General features: G+C 36.7%; 14 protein-coding genes and 1 tRNA gene. 2 read left to right on the top strand and 13 right to left on the bottom strand.

All coding sequences use genetic code 11. The features are described from left to right. Nucleotides 1–13: 13 nt before the first annotated feature. The 10 genes from ACSBFT_RS15385 to ACSBFT_RS15340 all read right to left on the bottom strand — a co-directional run bounded on the left by ACSBFT_RS15385 (nt 14) and on the right by ACSBFT_RS15340 (nt 17,206). Nucleotides 14–2,413: a penicillin acylase family protein gene (locus ACSBFT_RS15385; RefSeq protein ID WP_489601286.1), complete on the bottom strand. Its 2,400-nt coding sequence runs from the start codon at nt 2,411–2,413 to the stop codon at nt 14–16. 94 nt (nt 2,414–2,507) lie between these two features. Next, nucleotides 2,508–2,894: an RNA recognition motif domain-containing protein gene (locus ACSBFT_RS15380; RefSeq protein ID WP_489601284.1), complete on the bottom strand. Its 387-nt coding sequence runs from the start codon at nt 2,892–2,894 to the stop codon at nt 2,508–2,510. A 629-nt stretch (nt 2,895–3,523) separates the two neighbouring features. Continuing rightward, a complete protein-coding gene (locus ACSBFT_RS15375; protein ID WP_489601283.1) occupies nt 3,524–7,300 on the bottom strand; it encodes a metallophosphoesterase in 3,777 nt (1,258 codons plus the stop codon). Nucleotides 7,301–7,311: 11 nt separating this feature from the next. After that, nucleotides 7,312–8,139 carry an SdiA-regulated domain-containing protein gene (locus ACSBFT_RS15370; RefSeq protein ID WP_489601282.1) on the bottom strand — a complete coding sequence of 276 codons (828 nt, stop codon included), beginning with the start codon at nt 8,137–8,139 and terminating at the stop codon, nt 7,312–7,314. Further along, a complete protein-coding gene (locus ACSBFT_RS15365) occupies nt 8,136–9,311 on the bottom strand; it encodes a Pycsar system effector family protein (protein WP_489601281.1) in 1,176 nt (391 codons plus the stop codon). The genes ACSBFT_RS15370 and ACSBFT_RS15365 overlap by 4 nt, the downstream gene beginning before the upstream one ends. Beyond that, nucleotides 9,308–11,677, bottom strand: a complete 2,370-nt coding sequence (locus ACSBFT_RS15360) for a GAF domain-containing protein (RefSeq protein WP_489601280.1) — start codon at nt 11,675–11,677, stop codon at nt 9,308–9,310. Before ACSBFT_RS15360 ends, ACSBFT_RS15365 begins: the two co-directional genes overlap by 4 nt. Nucleotides 11,678–11,964: 287 nt before the next feature. Beyond that, nucleotides 11,965–13,332, bottom strand: a complete 1,368-nt coding sequence (locus ACSBFT_RS15355) for a deoxyguanosinetriphosphate triphosphohydrolase (protein WP_463046857.1) — start codon at nt 13,330–13,332, stop codon at nt 11,965–11,967. 63 nt (nt 13,333–13,395) lie between these two features. Continuing rightward, the gene (locus tag ACSBFT_RS15350; RefSeq protein ID WP_489601279.1) at nt 13,396–14,193 is read right to left on the bottom strand and encodes an endonuclease/exonuclease/phosphatase family protein; all 798 of its coding nucleotides are present in this window, start codon (nt 14,191–14,193) and stop codon (nt 13,396–13,398) included. A gap of 116 nt (nt 14,194–14,309) precedes the next feature. Continuing rightward, nucleotides 14,310–14,993: a hypothetical protein gene (locus tag ACSBFT_RS15345; RefSeq protein ID WP_489601278.1), complete on the bottom strand. Its 684-nt coding sequence runs from the start codon at nt 14,991–14,993 to the stop codon at nt 14,310–14,312. A 542-nt stretch (nt 14,994–15,535) separates the two neighbouring features. After that, nucleotides 15,536–17,206, bottom strand: a complete 1,671-nt coding sequence (locus ACSBFT_RS15340) for a hypothetical protein (RefSeq protein ID WP_489601277.1) — start codon at nt 17,204–17,206, stop codon at nt 15,536–15,538. Nucleotides 17,207–17,579: 373 nt separating this feature from the next. On the opposite strand from ACSBFT_RS15340, the gene ACSBFT_RS15335 reads away from it, so the two are divergent. Then, complete coding sequence (locus ACSBFT_RS15335; protein WP_489601276.1) at nt 17,580–17,747, top strand: hypothetical protein; 168 nt, start codon at nt 17,580–17,582, stop codon at nt 17,745–17,747. Between the two features lie 276 nt (nt 17,748–18,023). Here ACSBFT_RS15335 and ACSBFT_RS15330 read toward each other — a convergent pair whose 3' ends face one another. Together ACSBFT_RS15330 and ACSBFT_RS15325 are read right to left on the bottom strand one after the other, a co-directional pair. Beyond that, the gene (locus ACSBFT_RS15330; RefSeq protein WP_489601275.1) at nt 18,024–18,563 is read right to left on the bottom strand and encodes a hypothetical protein; all 540 of its coding nucleotides are present in this window, start codon (nt 18,561–18,563) and stop codon (nt 18,024–18,026) included. 138 nt (nt 18,564–18,701) lie between these two features. Beyond that, nucleotides 18,702–22,919 (bottom strand): hybrid sensor histidine kinase/response regulator, encoded by a 4,218-nt coding sequence (locus ACSBFT_RS15325; RefSeq protein ID WP_489601274.1) that lies wholly within the window; start codon nt 22,917–22,919, stop codon nt 18,702–18,704. 580 nt (nt 22,920–23,499) lie between these two features. Between ACSBFT_RS15325 and ACSBFT_RS15320 the strand changes: the two genes are divergently transcribed. Further along, nucleotides 23,500–25,233 (top strand): tail fiber domain-containing protein, encoded by a 1,734-nt coding sequence (locus tag ACSBFT_RS15320; RefSeq protein ID WP_489601273.1) that lies wholly within the window; start codon nt 23,500–23,502, stop codon nt 25,231–25,233. 137 nt (nt 25,234–25,370) lie between these two features. Here the strand turns inward: ACSBFT_RS15320 and ACSBFT_RS15315 are convergent. Then, nucleotides 25,371–25,441 (bottom strand) — tRNA-Gln (locus tag ACSBFT_RS15315). Between the last annotated feature and the right edge of the window lie 119 nt (nt 25,442–25,560).

The following is a 25,560-nucleotide window of genomic DNA, read 5'->3' as shown; positions in this document are numbered from 1 at the left end:
ACTAGACCTTAATTCAAGGTTTAAAAATACTTCTACCTATCATTACTTTTTCTATCATTTCTCTGTTCATGAGCTCATGACGTTTGCCGCCTTCGGCAAACATTTTGGCTTGGTCCTTATAATGAGCATTCCTGAAATAGCCTGATTGTCCTGTCGGAATCACGCCGTAGCCCACTTCTGGATTGTTAAAGTCAATGATTCGCCTTAGGGCTGGCCCACTTCTTACTTTATATAGTCCTGTAGAATCCATGGTGAAATCCATGTTATTGATGGTTTCTCTACCGCCAGCTATGGAGCCGATATTTACATTGAAAAACTTATCTAAACCTTGAACTATTCCCATAGGATGTACATGTTCTAAGGTGTGAACTTTTGACCAGTGCCACTCAGAAGAGTTGTTGCCTAATTGAGCGATTAAAGCTTCTGAAGTTTCGTTTAATGACTTCGCAAATATCTGGGCTCTGGTTTCCTTTTCAGGGGTAGCTATATTATCCCACCACGGAGAACTGTCGTTTTCAAAGAAAGCTTTTACGTTTCTTTTTAAAGTATGACTGTGTTCAAATCGGTCGAAAAAAGAACTACCTAGCTCGTCTAATAAGGTATTCTTTTCAATCGTATAAAGTAGTTTGTAGAAAATGGTAGGCTCAATATTTGTCAAATTGTGAGCTCCATCCCATTTTTTTAGGATGCCCATCAATTCCTTAGCTTCCGATGTTAAATCTCCCAAACGAACGGCAGTAGAAATACTATCTATCATTTCTGGATAGGTGCTAGAAACCACATCATTGATTATAGTTCTTAAAGACTCTTCAGTCCAGTCGGTTTTATTTATGGCTATAAGTTCTTCTATTCTTTTGGCTCTATTTGACGGTACATAATAGCCGGGAACAAGACCATTGCCCATGTCGTCAGGCTGATTGTTTGCAGTGATAAGATATCCTTTCTCAGGGTTTAATACTTGTGGATTGTATTTGAAATCTGCATATCCTTTCCATTCATCTTCTCCTGAACTGCCATCTAGAATTAAGTTAGGGTTAACATGTGGAGGTCTGATAGGAAGTTTTCCTGCTGCCCACCATGCTATATTTCCTTCGGTGTCTCCCCACATAATATTTAAGCCAGGAGCAGTCAGTTGTTCCGCGGCTTTTTGAGCATCGCTGGCATTTTTAGATTGAGATAATTGGTAAAAGGCTTCTAAACTTTTACTGGGCCACTGGTGGTAGACCCATTGGAATGCAATAGGGTCAGATTCGTGACTGATACCTTCAAATGCCCCATTGAGAATATAGCCGTGGCGAGTACGCTTTATGTCAATTTCAACATCTGGTTTATCTTTAATTTTAATGACCTCCTTTTTGATGGTCATATCTTCCCAATGGTTTTTAAACCAAACTTGTTTTGGATTTTTGGGATTTATCTTTTCCCTGTAAAAGTCTGCATCGTCGTTTTCAAACATGGTTATGCCCCAGCCGCCATTTTTATTATGACCAAGAGCAGGGAAGGGACCACCAGCCAAAAAGCTGCCGTAAACCTCAAAAGTAGGGCAGGATAAGTGTGCCTCGTACCACACAGAAGGTTGAGAGAAAGCTATATGAGTATCGTTTGAAAGTATAGGTTTGCCAGACTGGGTTTTACTGCCAGAAATAACCCAGCCATTTGAGCCATGAAAGGGTTTAAACGGAAGCTCGGCACTTAAGCCTCTAAGTTGTTCGCCCATTATGGCGAGGTTTTGAGCTGCTTTTACTTGGCCCACTGGGTCTACGGATATTCTGTAAGCATCCGTTGGCCATGTTTTTAAAACATCTGGAAGGTATGCCTCACCAAACTCATTAAGAATATAAGTAGCCACGGCGTCGGTTTGAAATGCCGCCTCAAAGGTATATCCCATATAACCCACTATCATTTCCACATCTTCTGCGGTAAACGCTCTTTTGGGAATTCCGGCCAAAGTAAATTCTATAGGTGTTTTTCCTTTTTCAAGATAGGTGTTAACCCCTTTTAAATAGGCGGCCATACCTTTGGCTTCCATACTTTGAGGGTCTCTTGCGGCTATGGCTCTTTTGGCATGTTCTTTAAAATCTAGGGTTCTAAAAAACTTGTCGGTTTGTAGAGCTTTTTCTCCAAAAACTTCTGACAGTGTGCCAGACGCCAGTCTGCGGAGAATTTCCATTTGAAAAAGACGGTCTTGTGCATGTATGTATCCGAAGGTTTGGAACAAGTCCGTCTCATTTTTGGCATAAATATGAGGTATGGCGTGGGCATCAAAAATAACTTCTACCTCGTTTTCTAAATCTGGAATTTCTACTTCAGCATTATAGTCAGTGTCTAGCGTATGGAGGTAACAATAAATGCCTGCAGCAATAAAAATGGCAATAAGAAGAACTGCGGCAAAAAGACGTTTCAGTAATTTCATTTAATTAGGGTTCCGTTAAGAAGTGAATTTATCAGTATTTTATCAGAACCCCAATTTCTATGACGAGCTGTTTGAATTACAATTCATTTGAGGCTTAGTATTTGGTACCTCTTCCGTGTCCTCTCCTTTTTTTATGTAATCCTTTTTTAGGTTTTTCTGGTTCATTATCAAAACGCACTGTTCTTACTTTCTTCTTGATGTTTGATTTCCAGTTATAGGCTTTTTTCACAGGCTCTTCTACTTTTTTGGTAGACTCATTCACCCTTAGCTTTCTATCTAATATCTCAAAGCCGTTAAGTTTATAAATGGCAGTTTTGGCTTCTGGAAGGTTTGGCATTTTTACAAAACCAAAGCCTTTGTTTTGTCTGGATTTGTGGTCTATAACAATAGTTGCTGACTCAACTGTACCATGTTTTTCAAAAAGCTCTTTTAATTCTTCTTCCTTCATTTTGAAGGGAATATTACTAACGTGAATGTCCATATACTTCTTTTGTAAGAATGCAAAGGTATGTTCTTTAGTATGAATTTCTTTGAAAACTTAATTTGCTTTCAATATCGAAGACTTTTGATATGAATTTAAAGCATACTTCTAAAGTGTATTTTAGCTCTGAGTCTGTAGACTCAGAGAGAAAGTATTGCCTTAAAGATGATCTCTTATGACTAATCCTAGTTCATTTCCGAAATATAAGAAAGCTGGAATAACAAAATAATTTGAATGTCTAAAACAAAGACCATAAAGTTTGCTCGGTTTTTTTAAGAATACTTTTGTCATGTTTTATGAGAAAAACACAGATTTTTTGAAAGATCGTCAGTTCTATTCGTTTTAGCAGACTGAAGGAGGAGAAATGAGTTTAGTGGAAAATGAAACCCATTTTATGCATTAGAAAATCTCCCGATTTTATCGGGACCGTAACTAAATTTCTTTAATTGTCTGATTTATTACACTTTAGCTACTAATTGCAATTCTCCAATGCATAAATCGGGTTTAACAAGGGGAAGATGATAAAACAGTCAAAGGATTATTTTTGTATCAACTAAATGCTACAGCCAGTAGAGTAGAGAAGTGATTTATTCACGTTCTGAAAATAATTATTGATACTCAACCTAACCTTAGAATGAGAACCCTGCCTTTAATGTAAGTCGGGGTTTCTCTTCTTCTTTTTCCTTCGGCAAAAACACCCCAAAAGTAAAAGTTAAAGCATCTACAGGAGCCAGCCAAACGCCGCCGCCATAACTATAATGCCAGCTGTCAGAATGTTCTGACGGTAACCAAACTCTACCATGGTCAAAACTCCCGAAAACGCCATATGTGATAGGTACCAATGGGTTATAATTACTCTTTAGTTTGTATCTTAAATCGGTGGATTGCCAGAAACTAGTCTTTCCATAAAACCTTTCAGATCTATATCCTCGCAAACCTTGTTTGCCGCCAATGAAAGGCATCTGATAAAATTCAAAGCCATTACCTCCTAGGATTATTCCTGTGCCAAATTGGGTGGCTAAAATTAGTTTTTCTTTGCTATCCAAAGCTCTAAAGAAACTCAAACTAGCGTTGATAGAACCGAAATCTTTAGAATTATTGGTTTGATGAGACCATTTTAGTTCAGAGTTGAAAATGATACCATTATGAGGGGCGATGAAATTGTCAACACTATTAAAACTGAATAAGAACTTAGAACCTACAAAGTTCTTGCCTTCAAACAATTGATTATCAACCGTGTTTTCTGCTAAAAATCTTCCTTGAGTAGCTTGTAAATTTAGGCGTTCGGCAAATGGACCAATGCTGAAGTATGCACTGTTATGAGCAAACCTTTTCTTTATGGCTGGGTAAATGTGTAATGCACCTTGTCTAACGCGATAGTAGTTTTCGTTATCTTCCGTTCTAAGGGTATTGTTTCCAATTCCTGCAAAATTGAAAGCATAACTAGGTCCATGTAAAAATGATTCTAGGTAAAAATCCCATTCGCCAAAGGCATCTATAAAGTCGCCTTTGTAATTTAAACTTAGTGATTTGGTCTGAAAGGCATAGCTCGTTTTAAAGTCCTGCACAGAGGAGAAAGGTTCTTTCTTAAAACCATATTTTGTAAAGTTGACACTTCCGCCTATAAGCAGACCGTCGTCAGTGTTGAAACCAAGCACTGGCAGCACCATGGCTATGTCATAATTGCTGTCGTTATTTCTTCTGTCGTAAACGTTATATCTGAAAATGTCTGTTCTTTTATCCTTAAATGCTGCGGCACGCTTTAGTTTATCTTTTTTGAAGTCATCATAAATGGATACCTTTTTTTTGCCCGTTGAGGCAGTAGATAGGTCTTTAAAGGTATCTTTCCCGTCTCCACCTATAAATCTTATTTTAAGTTTATTGTCTGATTCGCCTTCAAAAATGAATTCGTCTTTATCGCCGTTTCCATATAGGTTCACATACGCCGTAATATTGTTGTCAAAAATTCTGTGGTAAATCACCTTTCGTTTTTCGCCCTCCTTATCAAGGTCAAATACGGTTACTTCTGTGTTATTTTCATCTATTTTTTTGACTTCAAAATACTCTTCTTTTTCAGAACCAATTACATTAACAGATTTACTGACAAACTCATAATGTGCTCTCGCAATCTTCATTAAATCTGCCCTTCTGTTTTTAATACTGTGAGAGATTCTTTCTATGGAAATTTCTTTGGCTTTAGGAGGCCAGTTGTCAAAAGAGCGTTCAATAATCTCGTCTGTTAAGTTTTTTTGAATGAAAAGCACCTGCTCTTCCCAGTCTTCCCAGCTCAGGCCGTTTAGAAATGTCCTGTCTACCAGTCGTGCACTCCAGGTCGTCCATTTCATGCTTTTTATCTCTGGGTCAAAACTCTGCAACTGTCTTAAAAAGGGAGCTGTTAGTCTTGCCAAGTTTGCCGCTGCTCCATTATATAATGAGAAAGCTTGATCTCGGTCTTTTGGTATAGGTCTGTAAATGGTTTCTCCTTTGTCTTGTTTTATTTCAGCCCAAGCCCACTGGTCGTCATGCCTGTCCCAGTCACCTATGAGGAAATCAAAAAGTCGAGTTCTTACCATCCATTTTTCATCCACTCGGTCTTTATTGTCTTCCAGAATGGCCTCCATTAAGTCTGGGGTGTTGATGATTTTATCTGGATTTCCGAAAAAGTCCGCATCTTTCCAGTGTTTGCCTTTAGGTCTTTCTTCAAAGAGATTCATGGACTCACCGAAAATGTTATTGTAGGCATCTAAACTGGGCTGTTTAGGTACATAATACAGTTTGGGATTGGTATGATAGACGTTTATGGCGTCTGCCAATGCAGGCATAGAAAGTGGGGCAAAGGGGTTTGTAGAAAGGAAATTATCTTCTACAATAAATTTAGCAACACTCATTTTATTGAAAGGAAATGGCAAAAAACGAGTGACGTCTTTCGTTAAGTTTCGAAGGACATATTGTTTTTTGTCTGGGGCGTCAAAACGCAAAGAGTTGGTTTGGTTTCCTCCTCCTAACTTTACGGGTGTAAGTCCGCCTTTCATACTAGAAAGGTCCAAAACGGGGAAATAATAACTTTCTAAATACAGGTCTCTGTTATGCTTTCCCAGTAAGAAATTGTGAGCCTTGCCTACAGGTACTATTTTGTTTTTCGTCAGTTTATGCTTGGCGGAATCTAGCTTACTTTCATGTTCTGAAAAATCTACATCGATGCTTTCGTCTTCTAAAGTTTTGGCATCCTTTATTTTTTTTCGATAAACCAATGTCGCCTCTGTTCCGGTGATATTTACGGTATAGTAATTGACCCAAGTTTCTCCGCTTTCATAAAAGTCTAGTTTGCTGTAACCCATGCCTGAAGTGGCAAATTCGGAGCCTTTTCCCATCGCCACAGGGCTGCTTTTAGAACCGCTACCACTTACAATAAAATGCTGTCCATTGTTTTCAATATGTTGTAGTGTATGCTCATGGCCGCTGGCAAAAATGAAGTTGCCATTTTTACCTACACCAGCCAAAAGGGTGGAGCGTAGGTTCTTATAGTTTTTGTTGGCTAAATCCTGCCTAGACCCTATGGCTCCTCTTATTATGGCACTTAAACTGCCGAGGACAGGAATTGGGACAAAAAGATTAGGATTTAATTCTGTTAATGGAAAAAGATGCTCTTTAGCTGTAAACCTTCCGCCATGTGGCCCATAAGTATAAAGAGGGTGGTGCATGGCAATCACGATATTCTTATTCCTATATTTTCTTATGACGTTTTCAAAAACAAATTCAAAGTTCTCTCTGTTTTTGATGGCACATTCGTCATTAATTTCAGGGTCATTGTCCCAGTCGGCTAGCCACCACTGAGAGTCCACCACTACCACCACGATGTCTTCATTTAGTTCTACCACCTCTGGTCCAGAACAGCCATCTAGTGGTAAAAAGTAATCTTCATAGTCCTCTTTATCTTTGTCTTTGTTAAGGTATTTCTGAACGTACTTGCTTTGTCTTTTTAAGCCTTTTACTCCATCAATTCGCCAATCGTGATTTCCAGGGAGAACAATGGGCCTGCCTTTAAAGTTATCTAGCATTTTCAACTGTTCATTTAAGCGGTATTCTGCATCAGCTCTAGCCTTTTTGTCTGCGTTTGAAGGCATACCTTCTTGGTAGATATTATCTCCTAAAAAAATGATAGAACTGTTTTCCGATTCTTTTTCTAACTCATTTTCTAGAAAATTAATAACAGGCGATCGGTGTGAGGGTGTAGAGTTTCCCGCATCACCTATAAGATACATGGTGTGTTTTATTTGAAGAGAATCTGAAGGATGATTTTTTTGCCAATTTTCTGCTTCCTTAGTGTACTGCGTTTTATATGTGGCACAGGAATAGCAGAATGATAAAAGTAAAAGAGGGAGTAATTTGTTGATGCTAAATTTCATAAATAGAAGCCCTATTCAATGGCTCGATTAAACAAAAGTATTTTTCCTTTGGTATAGTCATCTCCTTCACTTGAAATGTATAGGTGTCCTTCTTTGTCAAAAGCAATGCCTTCCGGCTGCCAGAACTTGTCTTTTTTTAATGGAACGCTTTCTTTGAAATCCCAATTGGAATCAAAAACCAGAAGAGCCTCATTAATGGCAGAAATGACATACCAATCTTTATCTATCGGGTTTCGGGCTAGGGCAGATGGTGCAAAGCCTTTCTTTGAAAAGCTTTTTGTTTTTATTTCGAAAGTTTCAGGTTTCTTGTCCTGTTTTTTTAAGTCATATCGGAAACCCAGAATACTATTTTTTTTATCACAATTTTTGCACAAAATAAATAGTGATTCCGATTCTGAATCGGCATAAAGTGATTCATACTCCCCTTTAGGGAGTTTTATATCTATCTCTTCGGTTTCGGATGTTTTTTGTTCTACGGTTTCGATTAAAGGGGTACGGAATATCTTTCCGCTGCTTTCTAAAATGTATATTTGGTTCTTTAGAATACTCAGGTCTTCATAATCGCCATTTTTTCTAAACTCGGTTTCCTGTATTATCTTATCTTTATCTATTTGATAAATAGCTCCTTTTTCGTCCTGGACAGCATAGGTGATTTTGGGATCACCATTATGAAACGCAATTCCTGATATTTCTAAAAGACTTAAGGGTAAATAATAAACCTCGGGTTTATCAAGATTATATGGAAAATCTGAACTACTCCGTATGGCTGAAGAAGATGATGAGCAAGCTTGGCCTATTATCAATAATAATAAGGTATTTAAAGAGAAGTTTTTTTTCATATCAAAGGAGCCGACTTTTCTTGAATGATGGCCATTGTAATAAAAGCTAAAACAGAAACTATCACGCCAAACATAAAAATGTTGTAGGCTATTCTTAGAAGTCTGTATTTTCTTCCTAAAACCACGCCTTGTGAGTATATGTCTTTTGTGAGTGAGCCATATAGGAATTCCCTGTCCTCCATGAGGATGGTCATTCCGTTAGAAAAGTCTTCAAATGGCATTTTATAAAAATTCCCAAAAAACAGAAGGTTAACCTTTTTTTCCATCAAGTCCCTTGGTGTAAAGGTGCCATTGGGTATAGTGGGTCTTGTGGCCAAGATGGAAAAAACCATGGTCACTACACAAACAGATGAGAGAATCAAATTAGGAATAAGTAGGTACTGGTTTTGTTCCATTTCTCTGAAAAGAATGGTAAGCACTACAGACAGAATAATAGAAGTAGTAGTAACCATAATGTGTGCCTTGTTGTCGGCCATGTCGCTCAATCTTTGATGGTTATTTGAGCTTATCCTAAACATGGTTTCAATTCCCCTATCTGGTCTTTTAGATGGCACATTCTTGGATTTAGTTTTCCCTTTACCTTTCTTTTTTTTGAGCTTTGCGATATTGTCATTTTTTTTATTTGCCAATATATCTTTACCAAAAGACGTTTTAAAAGTATGCCCTTCTAATAATTTAATGGTTTTTTTTCGCCACTTTTTATCCGAAATGTTTTGACCAGAAAAGTGCTCTGTTTCTAACTTCATGTTTTCATTAAACTGCTGAAAATCCTCTGTTCCGAAGTGAAAAAGGTCCGCATCGCAAATGATTTCTTGTAAGAGATTACTTGGGTTTTGAGGTATAGTGGTAGATTGAATACATTGAGTTATTTCTTCTAAAGTCTCTTTTTCAATATTGTATTTGTTTAGGAAATGGATGGTAAAGTCTATGCCTCTTTTTTCATGTTCCACCACGTTTCCATTGCAGTAACCTGTATCATGAAACCAAGCGGAGGCTAAAACAATAAAGGTGTCTCGCTCATTAAGTTCATAGTATTTTGCCAGCATTTTGGCATTGGTAACTACGAGCTGAGTGTGTTTTAGGCCATGGAAAATTAAGTGGTCCTCAGCATGAGTTTTGATTAATTCACTAACGTAATTTTCAATGTCGTCTAGTATTTGCTGATAATTCATTGAACTATGTTTGTTTCAAAAATTAAATTTATGCCAACCCTCAGAGCCTTTAAACCATTAACACCTTGAAGGTGTTCGAGTTCTAAAAGCTCTAAGTCATCCAAAAGTAAACCTTGTGCCTGTAATTCTTCAATGTACGGAATATACTCTTTGGCAGTTTGGGAATCAAAGTACACCAAAGCTATTTTCCCTGGTTGCGTAAGTCTTTCGTCTTTGCCCTTTAATTTAACCTTATCAATTCGCTTTTTTATGACTTCATACCTAATGTTATAAGAGCCTTCCACGTCAAATCTTCTTTCGTCTTCTCTAAAACTAATGTCTATGGAGCCAGGGTTAATAAAAATTAACTGGGTGGTTCTTAATGGCAATGATAGTTTAGGCAATAAAGCTTCATTCAAGATCGCAATTTCCGCCATGGAGCTTATTTGCCATTTCCTGATATTTTCTAGATAGACCGTTTTAAAAGTCTTTTTAGGTTCTATAGATTGACCAAGGTATATGTCATATTCTACGCCATCTGTTCTGAATTTTTCAAAATAGGTAGGAAAGTCTTTCTGTAATTCTCCTTTACTTTTTTCAAGATATCTATTAACTGTGGAGTTAATCGTTTGCATGTCGTTTTCAAATCCTCGCCTATGTAAATGAGCTTCTCCAGAATCTTCTTTGCTTAATTCCCGATAATCCTCTATAAATTTAAGGGTATGGGTATCGGATTTGGGAAGACGGTTTTTTACTTCGTTTATGAGGATAGGAACTTCAGCATCTAAAAAGGTTTGAATTTTTAGCTCATCGCCTGCATAATTATTTTGGGTTACGCTATCTAAATACTTTTCACATCTCTTTGTTAGTTTGTCGGTCAAATCATCCTTTACTAAGTATAGCGTTTTTAGGAGAGCAGTTAATTGAAACGTAAAATCTAAATGCTGTGCTTTATTTCTTTCCATGGTAGAGTTTCTAACATCTATGGCTCCATACAAAGGATATACATTCTTAAAACCAACAGTTTCCACTTTTTTGACCAACAAGGTGTTTAACCTTTCTTCCATATAGTGAAGAGCGGCTTCTTTAAATTTCCATGCCACAGCTTCTTGTAGGAAGGTGTATTTTTCTCGTATTATGTTTTCCAGTTTTTGATTAAAAGCTTCAATGTCATGCTCTAAACTCTGACTTATAACAGAGATAGCGGAGTGAAGCTGTCCCATCACAATTTCGTTTATCGCGTTCTCTCTTTTCGAATAGCTTATCAAAATACCAATCACCATTTTTTTGCAAACCACTGGAACTATAGCTAATGACTTAAATTCGCTTTTAATAAGTTTAAGATCGAATTCATTTTCTCCGCAAGAGGCGATTTCCAAGGATGGTTTGAAAACCATGGAAGGATTTTTGAAGAACTCCTTGCAAAAATTGATGTATGTATTTTGCTCCTTATCTCCATTAAAAGTATGCCTGAACAACTGGCTATTGCACAAGTTGTCGGGGTTTAATACCACTTCATCGTTTACTTTTAGAAGCGGAACTAAGTCAAAGAATAGATTAGCGTCACCTGTTAAGTTTTTTAAAGAGTTTACAATCTCCTCGTGATAACTGCTATCTGGATAAGAAGCCCTTTCTAGGATAAGACTTTTCATGTGTTCCACTGTTTGAGCGGCGGTAATGTCTTCCAGTTTCATGATAGAAAAGCCCTCAAACCTAAATAATGACAAGGGCAGTAGTTCTAAAATAGAATTTAGATCGAAGTCTTTCTGCCACGATTCTCTTATGGCCATTAAATCAAACTCAGGAAGATCCCCTTTTGGACTGACGGTTACAAAAGTGTTATCAATATGTAATTTGTAATATTTCTTAAGTATGCCGTCTGAAGCTTTAACACTAATGATGAAGCTCCTTAATGGATGCGGTGGGAAACCATAAAGTTTTTCCAAAATAAAAGAATAGACCTGAATGATGTCTTTTTTCGGAGAAGGGGCATACTCTTCTATGGCTTCTTGATTTACATAGTCTTTTCCTTCTTTTAATAGTAAATTATAGAAAGCGTCTGTTCCGTAAAAAAAGATAGGTTTTACAGGAGTACTAAGTGCTAGATAGACTTCCGACTCGTCAGAAGCGGGGGGCACTAAGAGTCTATATATTTCTTCAAAGACATTTTCATGATTCGGAATACTTGAGATGGGGATATTGCCTTTAAGGTCAAACTCGTTCTCCAGTTTATGAAGTAGATTTTCAAAATAAGTGTTATTTACGGAATATGGATTTCTTATTTTCTCCTTCACAAATGCAATAAGAGGCTCGACAGAGATATGGGCTTCTAAATCCTTGAATCCAACCTGTGAATCCTTTGAAACGTCAAGTAATAGGCTTTTCATTGGTAAAGTAGTTGTCTGGCTATAGAAATAATTTATGTTTCTAGATAAGTAAAAATAAGATGGATAAAGCCAAATTGGCTAAAATAGAATTATAAAAGCTCAAAAAAAGAAAAGGGAAGCTTTGTTGCCCATTTCCGTTTTAAGACCTAAATACATTAGGCTAATTAAACATTTAGTATTGCCTATTTGGTTCAGACACCTGTCTGTGATGCTAAGCTGCTAGAGGTAGGGTAGAAATGTGTAATTATATCTGTGTTAACCGATTATAAGAAAAAGGAGTTTTTGTTTTATCCTAAACTAGGAATCTGAATCCCCGTTATTTTTCTATAAAGATCTACAGCATAAATGTCTGTCATGCCTGAAATGAAATCTAAAACAGAAAGTATATTTAAGTAGAGCCCCTGCTCCTCATTGATGTCAAACTGTTGAGGAATGAGTCTTTTCATTTTTTTAGATTTGGCAGATTTGGGTTCTAAAATAGCCCCAAGGAATTCTTTCAGTAGACCACCAATCACATGAAAACCAGCAATTTCTATTTCAACTACAGATTTGTGATTATAGATTTTACTCACAGAAACATGGTCAATTTTGTCAATCAACGCAATCGATTTTTTATCGATTAATTCAATCAATGATTTATTAACATCTCCATTTAAAAGACCTGTCTCGTGAGCCATAAAGGCATCTGAACACTTTCTGGTCAACAGGCTAATGAGCATGGCTCTGAGCAACGAGAGTTTTTGTTTTTCGTCTCTCATGGTAATCATCTGCTCTTTTATGTAAGCGAAATTATTTTCTGCTTCAAAAAACGGAAGTAGCAGTGATTTTACTTCTTCAAAAGACAGTATATGTAAACGAAAGGCGTCTTCTAGGTCAATAATTCTATAGCAAATGTCGTCGGCGGCTTCTACTAAAAACACAAAAGGATGTCTGGCTAAATGGGTCTTAGACGCGTCTATATAAGTCATTTTCAAATCATCAACCATTTGCTTGACTACTGGAAGTTCAGCGTCAAAATAGCCAGATTTTTTAGTAGAAATAAGACCAGTAGATTTATCAAAACCGTGTAAACTGTCAATTGGGTATTTGACAATTGAAGCTAAAGTGGTATAAGTGAGTTTTAGCCCGGCATGAAGAAAAATGGTGCTGAGTACGCGGAAGGCGTTGGCATTACCTTCAAAGTTTTTTAAATCTGCTAGTTGGTTTGGCGTCAACTCGTTTTCTAAAGTTTCCTTTTGGCTGCCAGAAAGTTCTTCAAAGAAGGTTCTGATAGCATCTTCTCCTGAATGCCCAAAGGGCGGGTTACCGATATCATGAGCGATGCAGCCCGTTTGAATAACATCTGCTAGAGCAAATTTGTAAAATTCTATTGCTGGAGTGCTTAAAGCGTCGGCATTTTTCTGGGCTATTTTTTCGCCTACCAGCCTTCCTAGAGAACGGCCTACCGATGCCACTTCAAGGCTATGTGTTAATCTATTATGTACAAAAACAGAGCCTGGTAACGGGAAAACCTGCGTTTTGTCCTGAAGTCTTCTGAACTGGGATGAAAAAATAAGTCGGTCGTAATCTCTCAAATACTCTCCACGAGTCTCGTCTGTATTTTGGAGGTTTCTAGAGCCGTATCTTTTGTTAGAAAAAAGTGTTTCCCAGTGCATAGTTTGAATTTTGACAAAGCTAAGGCAAAATATAGACCTACAGGAATTGAAAAAGGCTTATTTCTATTTTTCTAGCAGCTCTACCGTCACTAAATAGGCACAATGGTCTGATGCCACCGTATCTTGAATCACCTCAGAGCTTAATACCTTCCATCTGTTTTTGGGGTAAAACATAACATAATCAATTTTGACTTTGGGTTTATCTGAAGGATACGTGGGCTCTGGGTTCGCTTTGTCATAAGAAGAAAGCCAAAGTTTTTCTAAGGTATTTATAGCCATACTTCCAGGCACATCATTTAAATCGCCTGCCAAAATTGTCGGGTATGGATTAGAAGAGAAGTGCATGTTTATACTTTCTGTTTGAGCGAGCCTATCTTTTCCATCTTTCAAATGGTCTAAATGAGTTCCTATAAAAGATATGGTATCACCAGACGACAATACAGAAGTGACCTCTAAGGCTGCTCTGGGTTCGCTTCCAATACTGTGGGGCAAACCAACATTTCTGGTATTTAGAAAGGTGTATTTGGATAAAATCCCTTCGCCATACTCGCCGCCATCATATTTCATGGCTCTGCCAAAGAGGGGTGAAAGTTTGGTTCTAAAGCCGAGTTCCGTGACCAAATCATATTTTCTTGCTCTATTGGTTTTATAGTCTACTTCCTGTAAGGCTACAAAATCAGGATGAGTATCAGAAATTACCTTAGCAATATGATCTAAATTAAAATCTCCATAGGTGGTAGCACCATGAAGAATATTGAAAGTAAGTATTCTTATTACTCTTGAATTGTTGTCAGAAGATTGTGCCCAAGTATTTAGACTAAGAAAGAAGCAAAGTAGAATAGGAAACGTTTTCGGTTTCATACCTGAATAGGATTTGGTTTAAAACGAAAATACATCTTATACTTAAGAAAGCCATTTACTATGAATGCTCAAAAAATATCGAATGACGTGTGGTTAGTCGTGATTTTGGTCCGAAGTTAAGGCAGCTGAAACTGAATCAGTTCTTTTTCAATCAAACCATCTTCAAGCTTGGGTAAATTATAGGGAATAAACTTCACAAAACTATTTATGGCCTTCACAGCCAAAAGGTCTTTAGTGTCCGCTCTTGTTTGTATCGGCATGACCAGGTTCTTTCTCCAAAGTAAGTTGCCCGTTTGCCCATCAAAAAGTGAGGCCGTGAAAAGCATGTCTTTACCTAAGTCTTCTACTGTTCTTACTCCAGGCCTATCCACACTTTTGTCAGAATCATCAAAATACTGACAAAAAAATATGGCGTCTACACCTAAGAGTTTTCCTAAACTCGCCTTATCCATGTCTTTCAAAGTAGGATATGTGATTTTGTTATCTTTTAAAATCTCATTCGTTTTTAAGAAACTTTGAACGACTAAATCAAGCTTGCCTTTATTGACTTTCTTTGCAAATGCAGTAAAGATTTTTTTCTGAAGAAATGGTCCAGATATTTCCATTTGTTCTTGCCATAAATCAAGTTCCCCTTTTTCTCGCATTTGCCAAGTAGAATAGGGTTCGTAAGGAAGAATGGCAATTTTTTCATGACCTGCTGTGGCCTGCTCAAAATCTTCGGTAATGTAAGGTGGGTTTTTAGCTACGCCACATCCCAAAAAAGCAGCGGTTACTATTGTATAGATTATGATTCTTAACATATTGTGTGTTTTTTTGGATAATTATTAAAAGCGGACTGTAACAGTTAGACTAAAATCATATGGTTTAGTCTGGTTTCAAAACGAAAATCTCAAGTAAGATATTGTTTTTTGACAATGCAGTCGCTACGCTAATATCATCCGTAATAAATGCGGAAGCAGAAAGCGTGAGAAATATTCGCTATCCGCGACACCAAGGAAAATAGAGCAATGGGTAGGAATAATTGCCCAGACTTCTATGGTTTATTTAAATTTAAAACTGGCCAAATAAGGTTCTATCATTTCTTCGTAGTATCCATATTTTTTTGCTTCTGCAGAGAATGTTACAATATAGACCTTGCTATTTTTGACGTGATAGTATTGTCTCCAAGTTTGGCGGAGGTTGTTTTTTACTCCCGTATAAGTAATTCTGTAGCTTCTTGAGTTGAGCTTAGTTTTTTCTAAGACTTTACACTCACCACTTTAGGTAAATAACCGATAGAAAAATTGGCATATTTTTCTGCCGTATAGCTGGCGGACGAAAGTTTATTGACACCGAAATGTAACTAATTATCTTTTTTTATGTATATATCGAAATCGTCAAAACTTTTTAAGAAATCATAATTCTGAAGTAGATAGTTGTGTAGGTCTGGAATGGTTTTGATAGTCTTCATAGTCATATCCCAATAGGAATATTTTTTAGTAGTAGCTACAAGGAAAAAATAAGGTTCAGATATTTTAAGGTCGTTTAGGTAAATGTTTCGGGCTTTTTCCACAATTTTTTTATCAGAGGCTTGAAATCCTAATAACCTTTCTGGTGTGTTATAGTGAGTAGCCTGCATAGAACCAGTTTCCACGTAAATCTCATTTCTCCAGTCAAATATGGCTAATCTAGGGTCTGTTATCCCTTTTTTTTCTGAGTATGAAAGTAGAAATTTGCTTGTAGGTGATCGCACAAGCTTATTTTTAGAATGGTCTGTAATGCTTGAAATATTATTTGAATAGTTAAGCTGGTGTTGCTTCATAGAAAAACCGAAGAAAGCAGTCCCTATTGATAAGAGGGCTAGAATGTAAATTTTGAATAGGTAGGGTTTGAAGTGCAGTTCTAAGCCTTCACCCAAACAAGAAATTCCTAACCCTATGCTGAGAAAAAGGTAGTTGAAATAGTGCCCATAATAAGTTCCAGGAAGTGAAATCGAGTAGATCGTTAAAGCTGAGATGGCGAAGTAAAGAATGATTTTTTTGTTAACTTTCTTGATAAATAGAGCCATTATAATGTTTGCAATTAGAAGAGCAATATAAAAGTGCTTTACAAAATAGTTAATGAAAGGTTCAGATGTGGAGCGTACAATAAAAGTATTTATAAATCTTATGAATATACTATCAGAGGTTCCATAGCTAGAGTTAGTAGTTATGTAATAAAATATAAAATCATCTAATGCTTTGAAATGAGCAAGCACTCCAAAGGAAACTATTGTGAAAATCAATCCTGAAACTATAATTTTGATGAAATAACTTTTTTCAAGTTTTGTAGTTGAATTGAACTTCTGAAGTAATATGAAAAAACACAGACCAAAAGCTAAAATGGCAGCATGAGGTTTAGCATAAACCGAAAGCGATAATAGGAAAATGGCTAGATAATCATAGCGGGATTTGTGTTTTGATGATATGAAGTTTAGACTATAAAAAAATAGACCAGAACTTAAAAACAATAAACTGGTAGATTCATTATAAAAATAGTTGAAATCATAAATAAGGGAAGTAGATGCAAGAAGAAATGGGTAGAAAAGGAACACAAAAGCTTTTTGTGTTGAAAATAGATTCTTTATTGTTAGAAAAATAAAAGTTTGGGTTCCAAACCAATATATAATCCATATCCATCTTGTTGCGGCAAATGAAATATCTAATCCTACTAGTTGAGGAATGATAAAAGAGAAAACATGTAGAGGTCCTAAAGTTGAAAACTCTACACTTCTATAGGGTATGGGATCAATTGTTAGAAGTGATAAGGCACTACTATATACGATTGCTTCATCTCCATTCAGGGGAGCATTATACAGAAGCGGATACCATTTAAAGGCAAAAACCCAGACAACAATAAGAATTCCTAGTAAATAGCCTTCTTTTATTGATATACTTTTTTTTAAAAAGATGATTCTAATTATTTCTATCGTAAAAATAAGGAAAATGAAATATTTAAGTGCGGGTATGTCAAGGGTGTGGAGAAGTTCAGTCACTAATTGGATATAAATTTTCGCAAAAGTATTGATTTCATTCTGATTAATTTAAGGGTTTTACATTTTAATAATACTCATTTAAAAATAAAGGTGAAGAGAATACAGATGTATATAGAATCGATGCTTTGTTTCCTGTTTCCGTTTTATGCGGATGATCTTTAGGGGCAAGCGGTCCTTAACCTCGAGCTGATACGAACTCTTAGCTGGTAAACTATCAGTTGTTTATAAATTGTGAGTTCAAGCAGTCAAAGGCCTATTTAGAGGCTAATAAAATTCTTTTTAAAGGGCCTGATCCAAATACGCAATCTTTTTCGTAATAAGCTGCCGAATGGAGAGAGTGAGGATAGAGCCCTAAAGAGAAGGAAATGAAGAAATGAAACTTCTGGTTATTGATGGACAAAATATCGTTTGCCATCTTTCTAGAGAATATGTATATGCTTCCAAAGTAGGAATGCCTTTGAATATTCCAGAATCTAAATTAGCCGTAGAAAGGATTTATAGGACGTATGCTTTACATCAACTCATTCTTATGGCTAAGTAATTATGTGACGAATGGCTCAACAAGTTTGACTTAACATAATGTTCGTTTTGTGATTATTATTAAAAGAAAGCTATATTAGTTAGACTAAAAGCAGAAGGCATATGTCTATTTTGAAAACGAAATGTTAAAGTAAATTAATGCCTTTTTTGAACATGATGTCGCTATACGAATACCTTCCTGAATAAATGCCGAATGTAGTCGTGAGAAGTATTCGCTATCCACGACACCAAGGAAAATAGAGCAATGGGTAGGAATAATTGCCCAGACTTCTATGGTTTATTTAAATTTAAAACTGGCCAAATAAGGTTCTATCATTTCTTCGTAGTATCTATATTTTTTTGCTTCTGCAGAGAATGTTACAATATAGACCTTGCTATTTTTGACGTGATAGTATTGTCTCCAAGTTTGGCGGAGGTTGTTTTTTACTCCTGTATAAGTAATTCTGTAGCTTCTTGAGTTGAGCTTAGTTTTTTCAAGGACTTTAAATTCACTCACCACTTTAGGTAAATAACCGATAGAAAAATTGGCATATTTTTCTGCCGTATAGCTGGCGGATGAAAGTTTATTGACGGTAAGATTGATGCTTTCTAAATAGATGTCATAACCACCAATGGTATCACCTTTAGAAACGGCGGTGCATTGCGTGTCTGTACAGCCTGTTTTTATCTCCCAAGTATCTGGTATTTCTATGCTGTAGGCGGGGTTGTCTATGAGTAAAAGAACTTTCGTTTCTAGGCTGTCTACTTTTTCTGACACAGTTTGAGCTGTACTGAGCAATGGAGAGAGGGTCAAAAATAATAGGAAAACGTATTTCATTTTTTGGAGTCTGTTAAAAATGCAAATTAGTCAGTTTATGCGAAAGATGAAGAAACAAGCGTAATTGATACCATTTGGTTTAAGACTCTTTGGCTAATTGATTTACTTAAAACAGGACTTAATTTGAATTAAGAAATCCTATTTAAGGGCGTCTTCCTCCATCTTCAATTTTGAAAACCCATTCTTTATTTTGAGCATTAAATCTTCCTTATTTATTGGTTTGCTGATATAATCGTCCATTCCAGCTTCTAGGCATATTTCTTTATCTCCTTGCATCGCATTTGCTGTCATAGCGATTATTATAGGCTGTTTTTTCGAGAGTTTTCTTATTTGCTGGGTAGCTTCTAAACCGTCCATTTCGGGCATTTGAATATCCATCAAAATCATATTGAAATCTCCTTGCTTAAACTTTTCTATGACTTGAACTCCATTCACAGCTATAGTTGGATGAAAGCCAAGTCCCTTTAAAACCTTAGTTATAACCATTTGATTTATTAAGTTATCTTCCGCCACGATGATGTTGGCGGGGTGTTTTTGGGCAAAATACTCATCTGTTTTCTTGTTTTCTGCTTGAATATCGGGCTTTTGAAGATTAACAGGAGTTTTGAGTTGAGTAAGAATTTCTTTAAAGAGCAGCTGTTGTTTTACAGGCTTGGTAAGGCTTGCTGAAATGAGGTCTGCATGGTTTTTATAGGATATGTCACCTAGAGAACTCAGCAAAATGATCGGTGTCTTCGAACCCCTTTTACGCACTTCATGAGCAAGCTCTAAACCGTTCATTTCAGGCATTTCCATATCCGTTAAAATAATATCGAAACTTTCCGAATTTTCCATCAATTTTAGTGCTTCTGAAGCAGAGGATGCAAGAATCGGTTTGTATTCCCAGAAATTAAGTTGTGCTTCTAAGATTTTCCTATTTGTTTCATTATCATCTATTACCAAAATACGTTTTCCCCTTAAAGCGTCTAGTCCGCCTGTTGCGATATAGGCGGGCTCAGATGCTTCACCCGGCATTGTTATAATGTTAAAATAGAAAGTAGTGCCAGTTCCTTCCTGACTTTCTATACCAATTTCTCCACCCATTAAATTGACCAATCGCTTACTGATAATTAAGCCTAAGCCAGTTCCTCCGTATTTTCTTGTTACGGAGGAATCCACTTGTGAAAACGCTTGGAATAGTTTATCTCTTTTCTCATTAGGGATTCCAATCCCTGTATCGCGGACTTCAAAGGATAGGTTGATTTTATCAGGAATTTGTCTTTCAGCCAGTTTTACTTTTAGGAAAATTTCGCCTTCATGGGTGAATTTAAGGGCATTTCCGATGAGATTTATTAGAACTTGTCTAAGCCTAGTTGGGTCTCCATAAATGTGTGTTGAAACCTTTGGGTCTATCTGATAAATGAGGTCTAAGTTCTTTTCAACTGCTTTTTTCGCAAACAGGTCAATCACTTCTTCAATACAAGTCCTGAGTTTAAAATCTCTGTCTTCAAGTTCCATTTTCCCAGACTCTATTTTTGAAAAGTCTAGAATATCGTTAATGACCGTTAGCAGGTTGTCGGCCGAAATGCCAATTGTTTCTGCATAGCTTTTTTGTTCTTTGTTTAACTCTGTTTCCAATAAGAGATTACTCATTCCTATGACGCCATTCATTGGTGTCCGTATCTCATGGCTCATTGTAGCCAAAAAAACACTTTTGGCTTTGTTGGCAAGTTCAGCATCTATTCTAGCTTTTTCGGCTTCTTCACGAGCTGCAATTTCATGTTCGGTTGATATTTGAAGTTCGCTTGTGCGTTTTCTGATTTCCCTTTCTAGGGAAGCCTTTTTTCTTCTTATTGCTCTCGTTCTGTATCTATAGAGTGCAAAGATGCTTCCAAAGAAGGCCATTATGATTAATAGTCTAAACCACCAAGTTTTCCAAAATGGTGGCGTAATAGTGAGATATAGCTCTTTAGGATGTTCAGACCAATTACCGTCATTGTTCAGACCATTTACTTGAAATATGTATTTGCCAGGGTCTAGATTAGTATAAGTAGCGGAATGTTCGTTTCCCACTTGCTGCCATTCTTGGTCAAAGCCGAGCATTCTATATTGATATTTTTTCTTTTTATCGGATACGAAGTTCAAAGAAGAAAAATCGAATGAAAAAACCTGGTCTTTATAAGAGAGTGTTATTTTATCAACGATTGAAATGTTTTTCTTTAAGGGTGAGATATCTTTCTCGTCCTTTGCTACGGCAATGTTTTTATTGAAAATCTTAAAACCAGTGATGAGCAATGGAGGCTCAAAGCTGACTTGCTTTACACTGTCAGGCCAGAAAGCGTTGATTCCATTATTTCCCCCGAAATACATTTTACCCATCTTGGTTTTACAAAAAGCTAATTCTTTAAATTGGCCTTTTTGAAGCCCATCAGCTTCAGAATAATTATGAAAGGTCCTCGTCGTTGGATTATATCTACTTATGCCTTTATTGGTGCTAATCCATAGGTTTTCGTTATTGTCTTCTAATACTCCTTGAATGATATTTCCTTCTAAGCCATCTTCTTCTGAGAACTGAGTAAAAAGCTTTTCTTTTGGTTTGTATAAATCCAAACCATTCTTAGTGCTAATCCAAAGGTTACCATTCTTATCTTCAAAAACATTATCAACACTATTGCTACTGATACTGTTGTTGTTATCGTGGTGCATGAAATATGAAAAAGACTTATCCGCTTTTTTCATTCTATTCAGGCCGCCCCCATCTGTCCCAATCCAGATAAAACCTTTCGTGTCTTCTGTGATAGAAAGTATCTTATTATTATTTGTGCCTTTCTTTTCAGGAAGCGGGTCGGAGGGAAATTGTATAAAAGAATTGTTTGAAGGATTGTAAAGATTAATGCCTCCGCCGTATGTACCAATCCAGATGTTTTTATCCACATCTTGATGCATGACCCAAATGTTATTGTTACTCAGAGATGTCTTGTTTAAAGGGTTGTTTTTATAATGCCGGAGTATTTTAGCGTCAGCATTAAAAACAGTAATTCCTTTTCCCCAAGTGCCAACCCATATTTCTCCGTTTTCCATTTCTAGGACGCTTAAAACGTGGTCACCAGCAATAGTCTTAATATCTTTATTGTTATGGGTGAAATGTCTGAAACTTCCATTTTTAGGATTCATTATATTTAGACCACCACCATCCGTCCCAATCCATATTTGGGCTTTCTTGTCCTCATAAATTGTAAGAATATTATCATTATTAAGGCTATTGACTTTGGATTTATGTCGATAATGGACAAACTTTTCAGCATCAATATTTACTTGATTTATACCAGAGTTGAAGGTGCCCACCCACATGTTTCCTTTTTGATCTTTTAATAAGGAGTGTACTGAATTACTACTCAGACTATAGGAGTCCAACTCATCATTTTGAAAAGTTTCAAAAGAATTTTCCCTTTGGTTGAAGATAGAGAGTCCCCCATTTTCGGTGCCAATCCATATATTTCCTTTCGGACCTTCTTCTAAGGCATATATGACATTACTACCTAAGCCTTTGGGTTTATTCTCATCATAAACATAATGTTGAATAGAATTGCTGGTTGTGTTGTATTTAAATAAACCATTACCATTAGTGCCTATCCATAATTGGTTTTTACTGTCTTCTAATATGGTTCTTACGCTTACTTTAGTGGAGGTATATTTGCTAAAATCAAAGGGGGCGAATGACTTTGTTTTATGGTTAAAAATATAAAGTCCATTCTGGCTTCCTACCCAAATTTGATTTTTGCTGTCCTCATATATCGCTTCTATAAAATTATCTTCTAGACCAGAGGTCATATTAGCAGTATAATGTGAAAAGGAATTGTCCTTTGGTGAATATACATCTACGCCCTTGCCGTCAGTCCCTATCCATACATTTCCTTTATGATCTTCGAATACGGTATTTAGGGAATTAGAGGAAACCGAATTGGTGTTCTTTGCTTCGTGCTTAAAGCTTGTAAAGTGATCCTTAGTGTTGTCATAAAGGTTTAAGCCCCCTCCGGTTGTGGTAATCCACAAGTTTCCGTTTTTACTTTGATGAATATCGGTGACTTGATTACTACTTATACTAGTTGGATCTTTGGACTTACTTTGATAAACTTTAAAGGAATATCCATCATATCTATTAAGACCATTTCTTGTTCCCAGCCAAAGAAAGCCTTGTTTATCTTGACAGATACTTCGTACATAACTATGTGAGAGTCCTTCTGAAATACCAAAATTCTCAAATTTAAGGTAATTTTTTTGGCATATACTTTTGTTGGGAATCAAAAACAACCCTAAAAGGGTAAAAAAGCAAACGCTGAAACTCAAATTAATGAATTTGGTATTAGCAGGTCTCATAGGGGTTTTATTATAGAGCTAAAAAATATACAATAAGCTCTGTATCAATATTCAGTCCAAAATGGCGTATTGTTGATTGTCAAGAGGTTTTGTAGCGTTGCAGGGTGTTGTGCTTATATGTTATAATAACGTTATGTGTATATGAGATTGCCTTTTGTAGTTATGATGATTGCTTTAATGAGTATAAGGAAGTAGCTCAACGCACGGTTAAAATATTTATCCACATAGAATAGGGCATCAGTAAAAGAACAAAATCTCCTCTTTGAAATTGTTTATGAATCAATTAGTGGATGGCGATAAGATTGAAGGAAATGAATATATTTCCCTTCTTGGGAAGGTTTTATTAAAGATCAATGACTACCGGTACAGTGCCAACGCAAGGGATTATTTAGAATTGTTTTGAGCATTTATTCGTGTGGATGCCATTGTATATTATTAAAGACGTTTATGACATACCTTAAGAAAATTAAGGGACGAGTCTTTTCAAAATAGTTTTTCAATATGCCGTAAAATAAAACTCACTGATTTGGGGTTTTAAACATCTGATTTTCAAGTATTTTTGGAATATATATCTTGAAATATGAAAAGAATACTATTTCTTCTAGGCTTAGTTTTCGTGTCAGCCTTAGTTACTGCCCAGTCAGTTCTCATTACGCCAGGTGCCCATAGCATAAATGATGACGGCACCAACCAAGACCAGTTAAATGTTTTTGGTAATGGCCTGTTAGTGGGTCCTAAAGTTAAATTTACCAAAGAAGACCCAGCTAGCAATGTGCGTACCATGAGTTGTGCTTCTATTGATATAAGTTCTGCCTTAGCAGGAATCCTAAGAGACCCAAGTGGTGATGCAGATTACATAGGCGGGTTGTCTTACGACTGTTCCTTTGGCTTAAATACATTTGACCCACTTTTTCAAGCCTATCATATAGATTTTGAATCGTTAGATACAGAAGCAGATGGAGATACGGTTTATGTTTTAGATTTTTATTCTTCTGAGGTTCTTGGAGCGTATTCTGGTAATGCCTTACCCTTAAGTTTAATTGTTAATAATAACTTGATAAGAATTAAATTCAAGACAGATAATGATGCTAATGTAGGAGCGGGGTTTGTTTTAAAATGGAAGGCAATTTTACGAGATGGTGTTACATCGGCCGTTCAAAAATATATTGGACGGGGTCTTGTATATGATGTCGGGTCTGGTGCCTTATGGGCAGGTTTGCATAAGCTTTCAGATTTTAAAGCTAGAGGAACTTCTTCTACAGCTCTGGGTTATATTACAGCTGCCTCAGGTTCTAGTTCCACTGCTCTAGGTTATCGTACAGTTGCCTCAGGTAATTATTCCATAGCTCTGGGTTATGTTAACTCTGCCTCAGGTTCATATTCTGCAGCTCTGGGTTCTTCTACATCTGCTTCTGGTACTTCTTCTACAGCTCTTGGATCTTATACATCTGCTTCTGGTAATTTTTCTACAGCTATAGGATCTTATACATCTGCCTCAGGTACTTCTTCTACAGCTATGGGCTATCGTACTAAAGCATCTGGTTCTTACAGCACGGCAATAGGAGTTATGGCAACTACTAATGGTTTTCAAGGGGCATTGGTCTTAAGCGATTATGTTTCAGATTCAGGAGACTCCTTGAAAGCAGATGTGGAAAATAGGCTTTTGGCTCGCTTTGAAAATGGTTATACTTTTTTTACTGATAATAACCTAAGTAGTGTTATTAAATACGGCATAATGGCTCATAATAAAGCAAACTCATGGTCGTCTATATCTGACTCTACTAAGAAAGAAAACTTTATTGCTTCTAATGGGGAAAGAGTCCTAAAGAGCGTATCTCAGATGTTTATAGGCACCTGGAACTACAAAGGGGATGATAGCTCAAAAAACCGCCACTGGGGTGTGATGGCACAAGAATTCCATCATCATTTTGGTAAAGATGCCTATGGCACTATAGGAAACGACACCACCATAGCCACTGCAGATTTTGACGGGGTAAGTTTTGCCGCCATAAAAGCTTTGGAAGAAAGAACGAAGAAATTGCAAAGTGACTTAGCTAGTGAAATGAGGTTCTCGGCTACGCTCGAACTGACAGCCCAGAAGCAAGAAGAGGAAATAGAGAAGCTACAAGAGCAACTGCAAAAGCAAATTCAGAAAAACACGGCGTATGAGTCAGAACTCTTATCCGTGCGAGCAGAGTCAATGTCAGTTCGAGCGGAGTCAAGAACAGTCCAAGCAGAGACCAAAGCCTTAAAAAATGACCTTAAAGAGCTTAAAGAAATGTTATTGAAGACAGTGGCTGTGAAGGAAGATTGATTTAGAGTATAAGCTTTAGGTATTAAGAAGACTTTGGGTTTCGATACCCGAAGTCTTCTTTTTTTGCAAAAACGACAACGTTTCCGGCAACATTAAAAGCAAAAAAGCCACTGAAATTAATCAGCAGCTTTTTCTAGTTAACCCGGAAGGACTCGAACCCTCAATAAGGGCACCAAAAGCCCCTGTGTTACCATTACACCACGGGTCAATCGTGTAATTAGGCTGCAAAAATAAGGGCAATTTTCTTTCCTGTCAAGTCATTTGAGAGAAAGTTTTTAAATTATTTTCTGTCAAATATGAGCTGTTACCCCTAAGTTCCTTAATATT

The sequence above is a fragment of the Arcticibacterium sp. SM2516 genome, from assembly GCF_057914865.1.
Note: the sequence above shows the minus strand (reverse complement) of the source record. Positions and strands in the feature narration are given on the sequence as shown.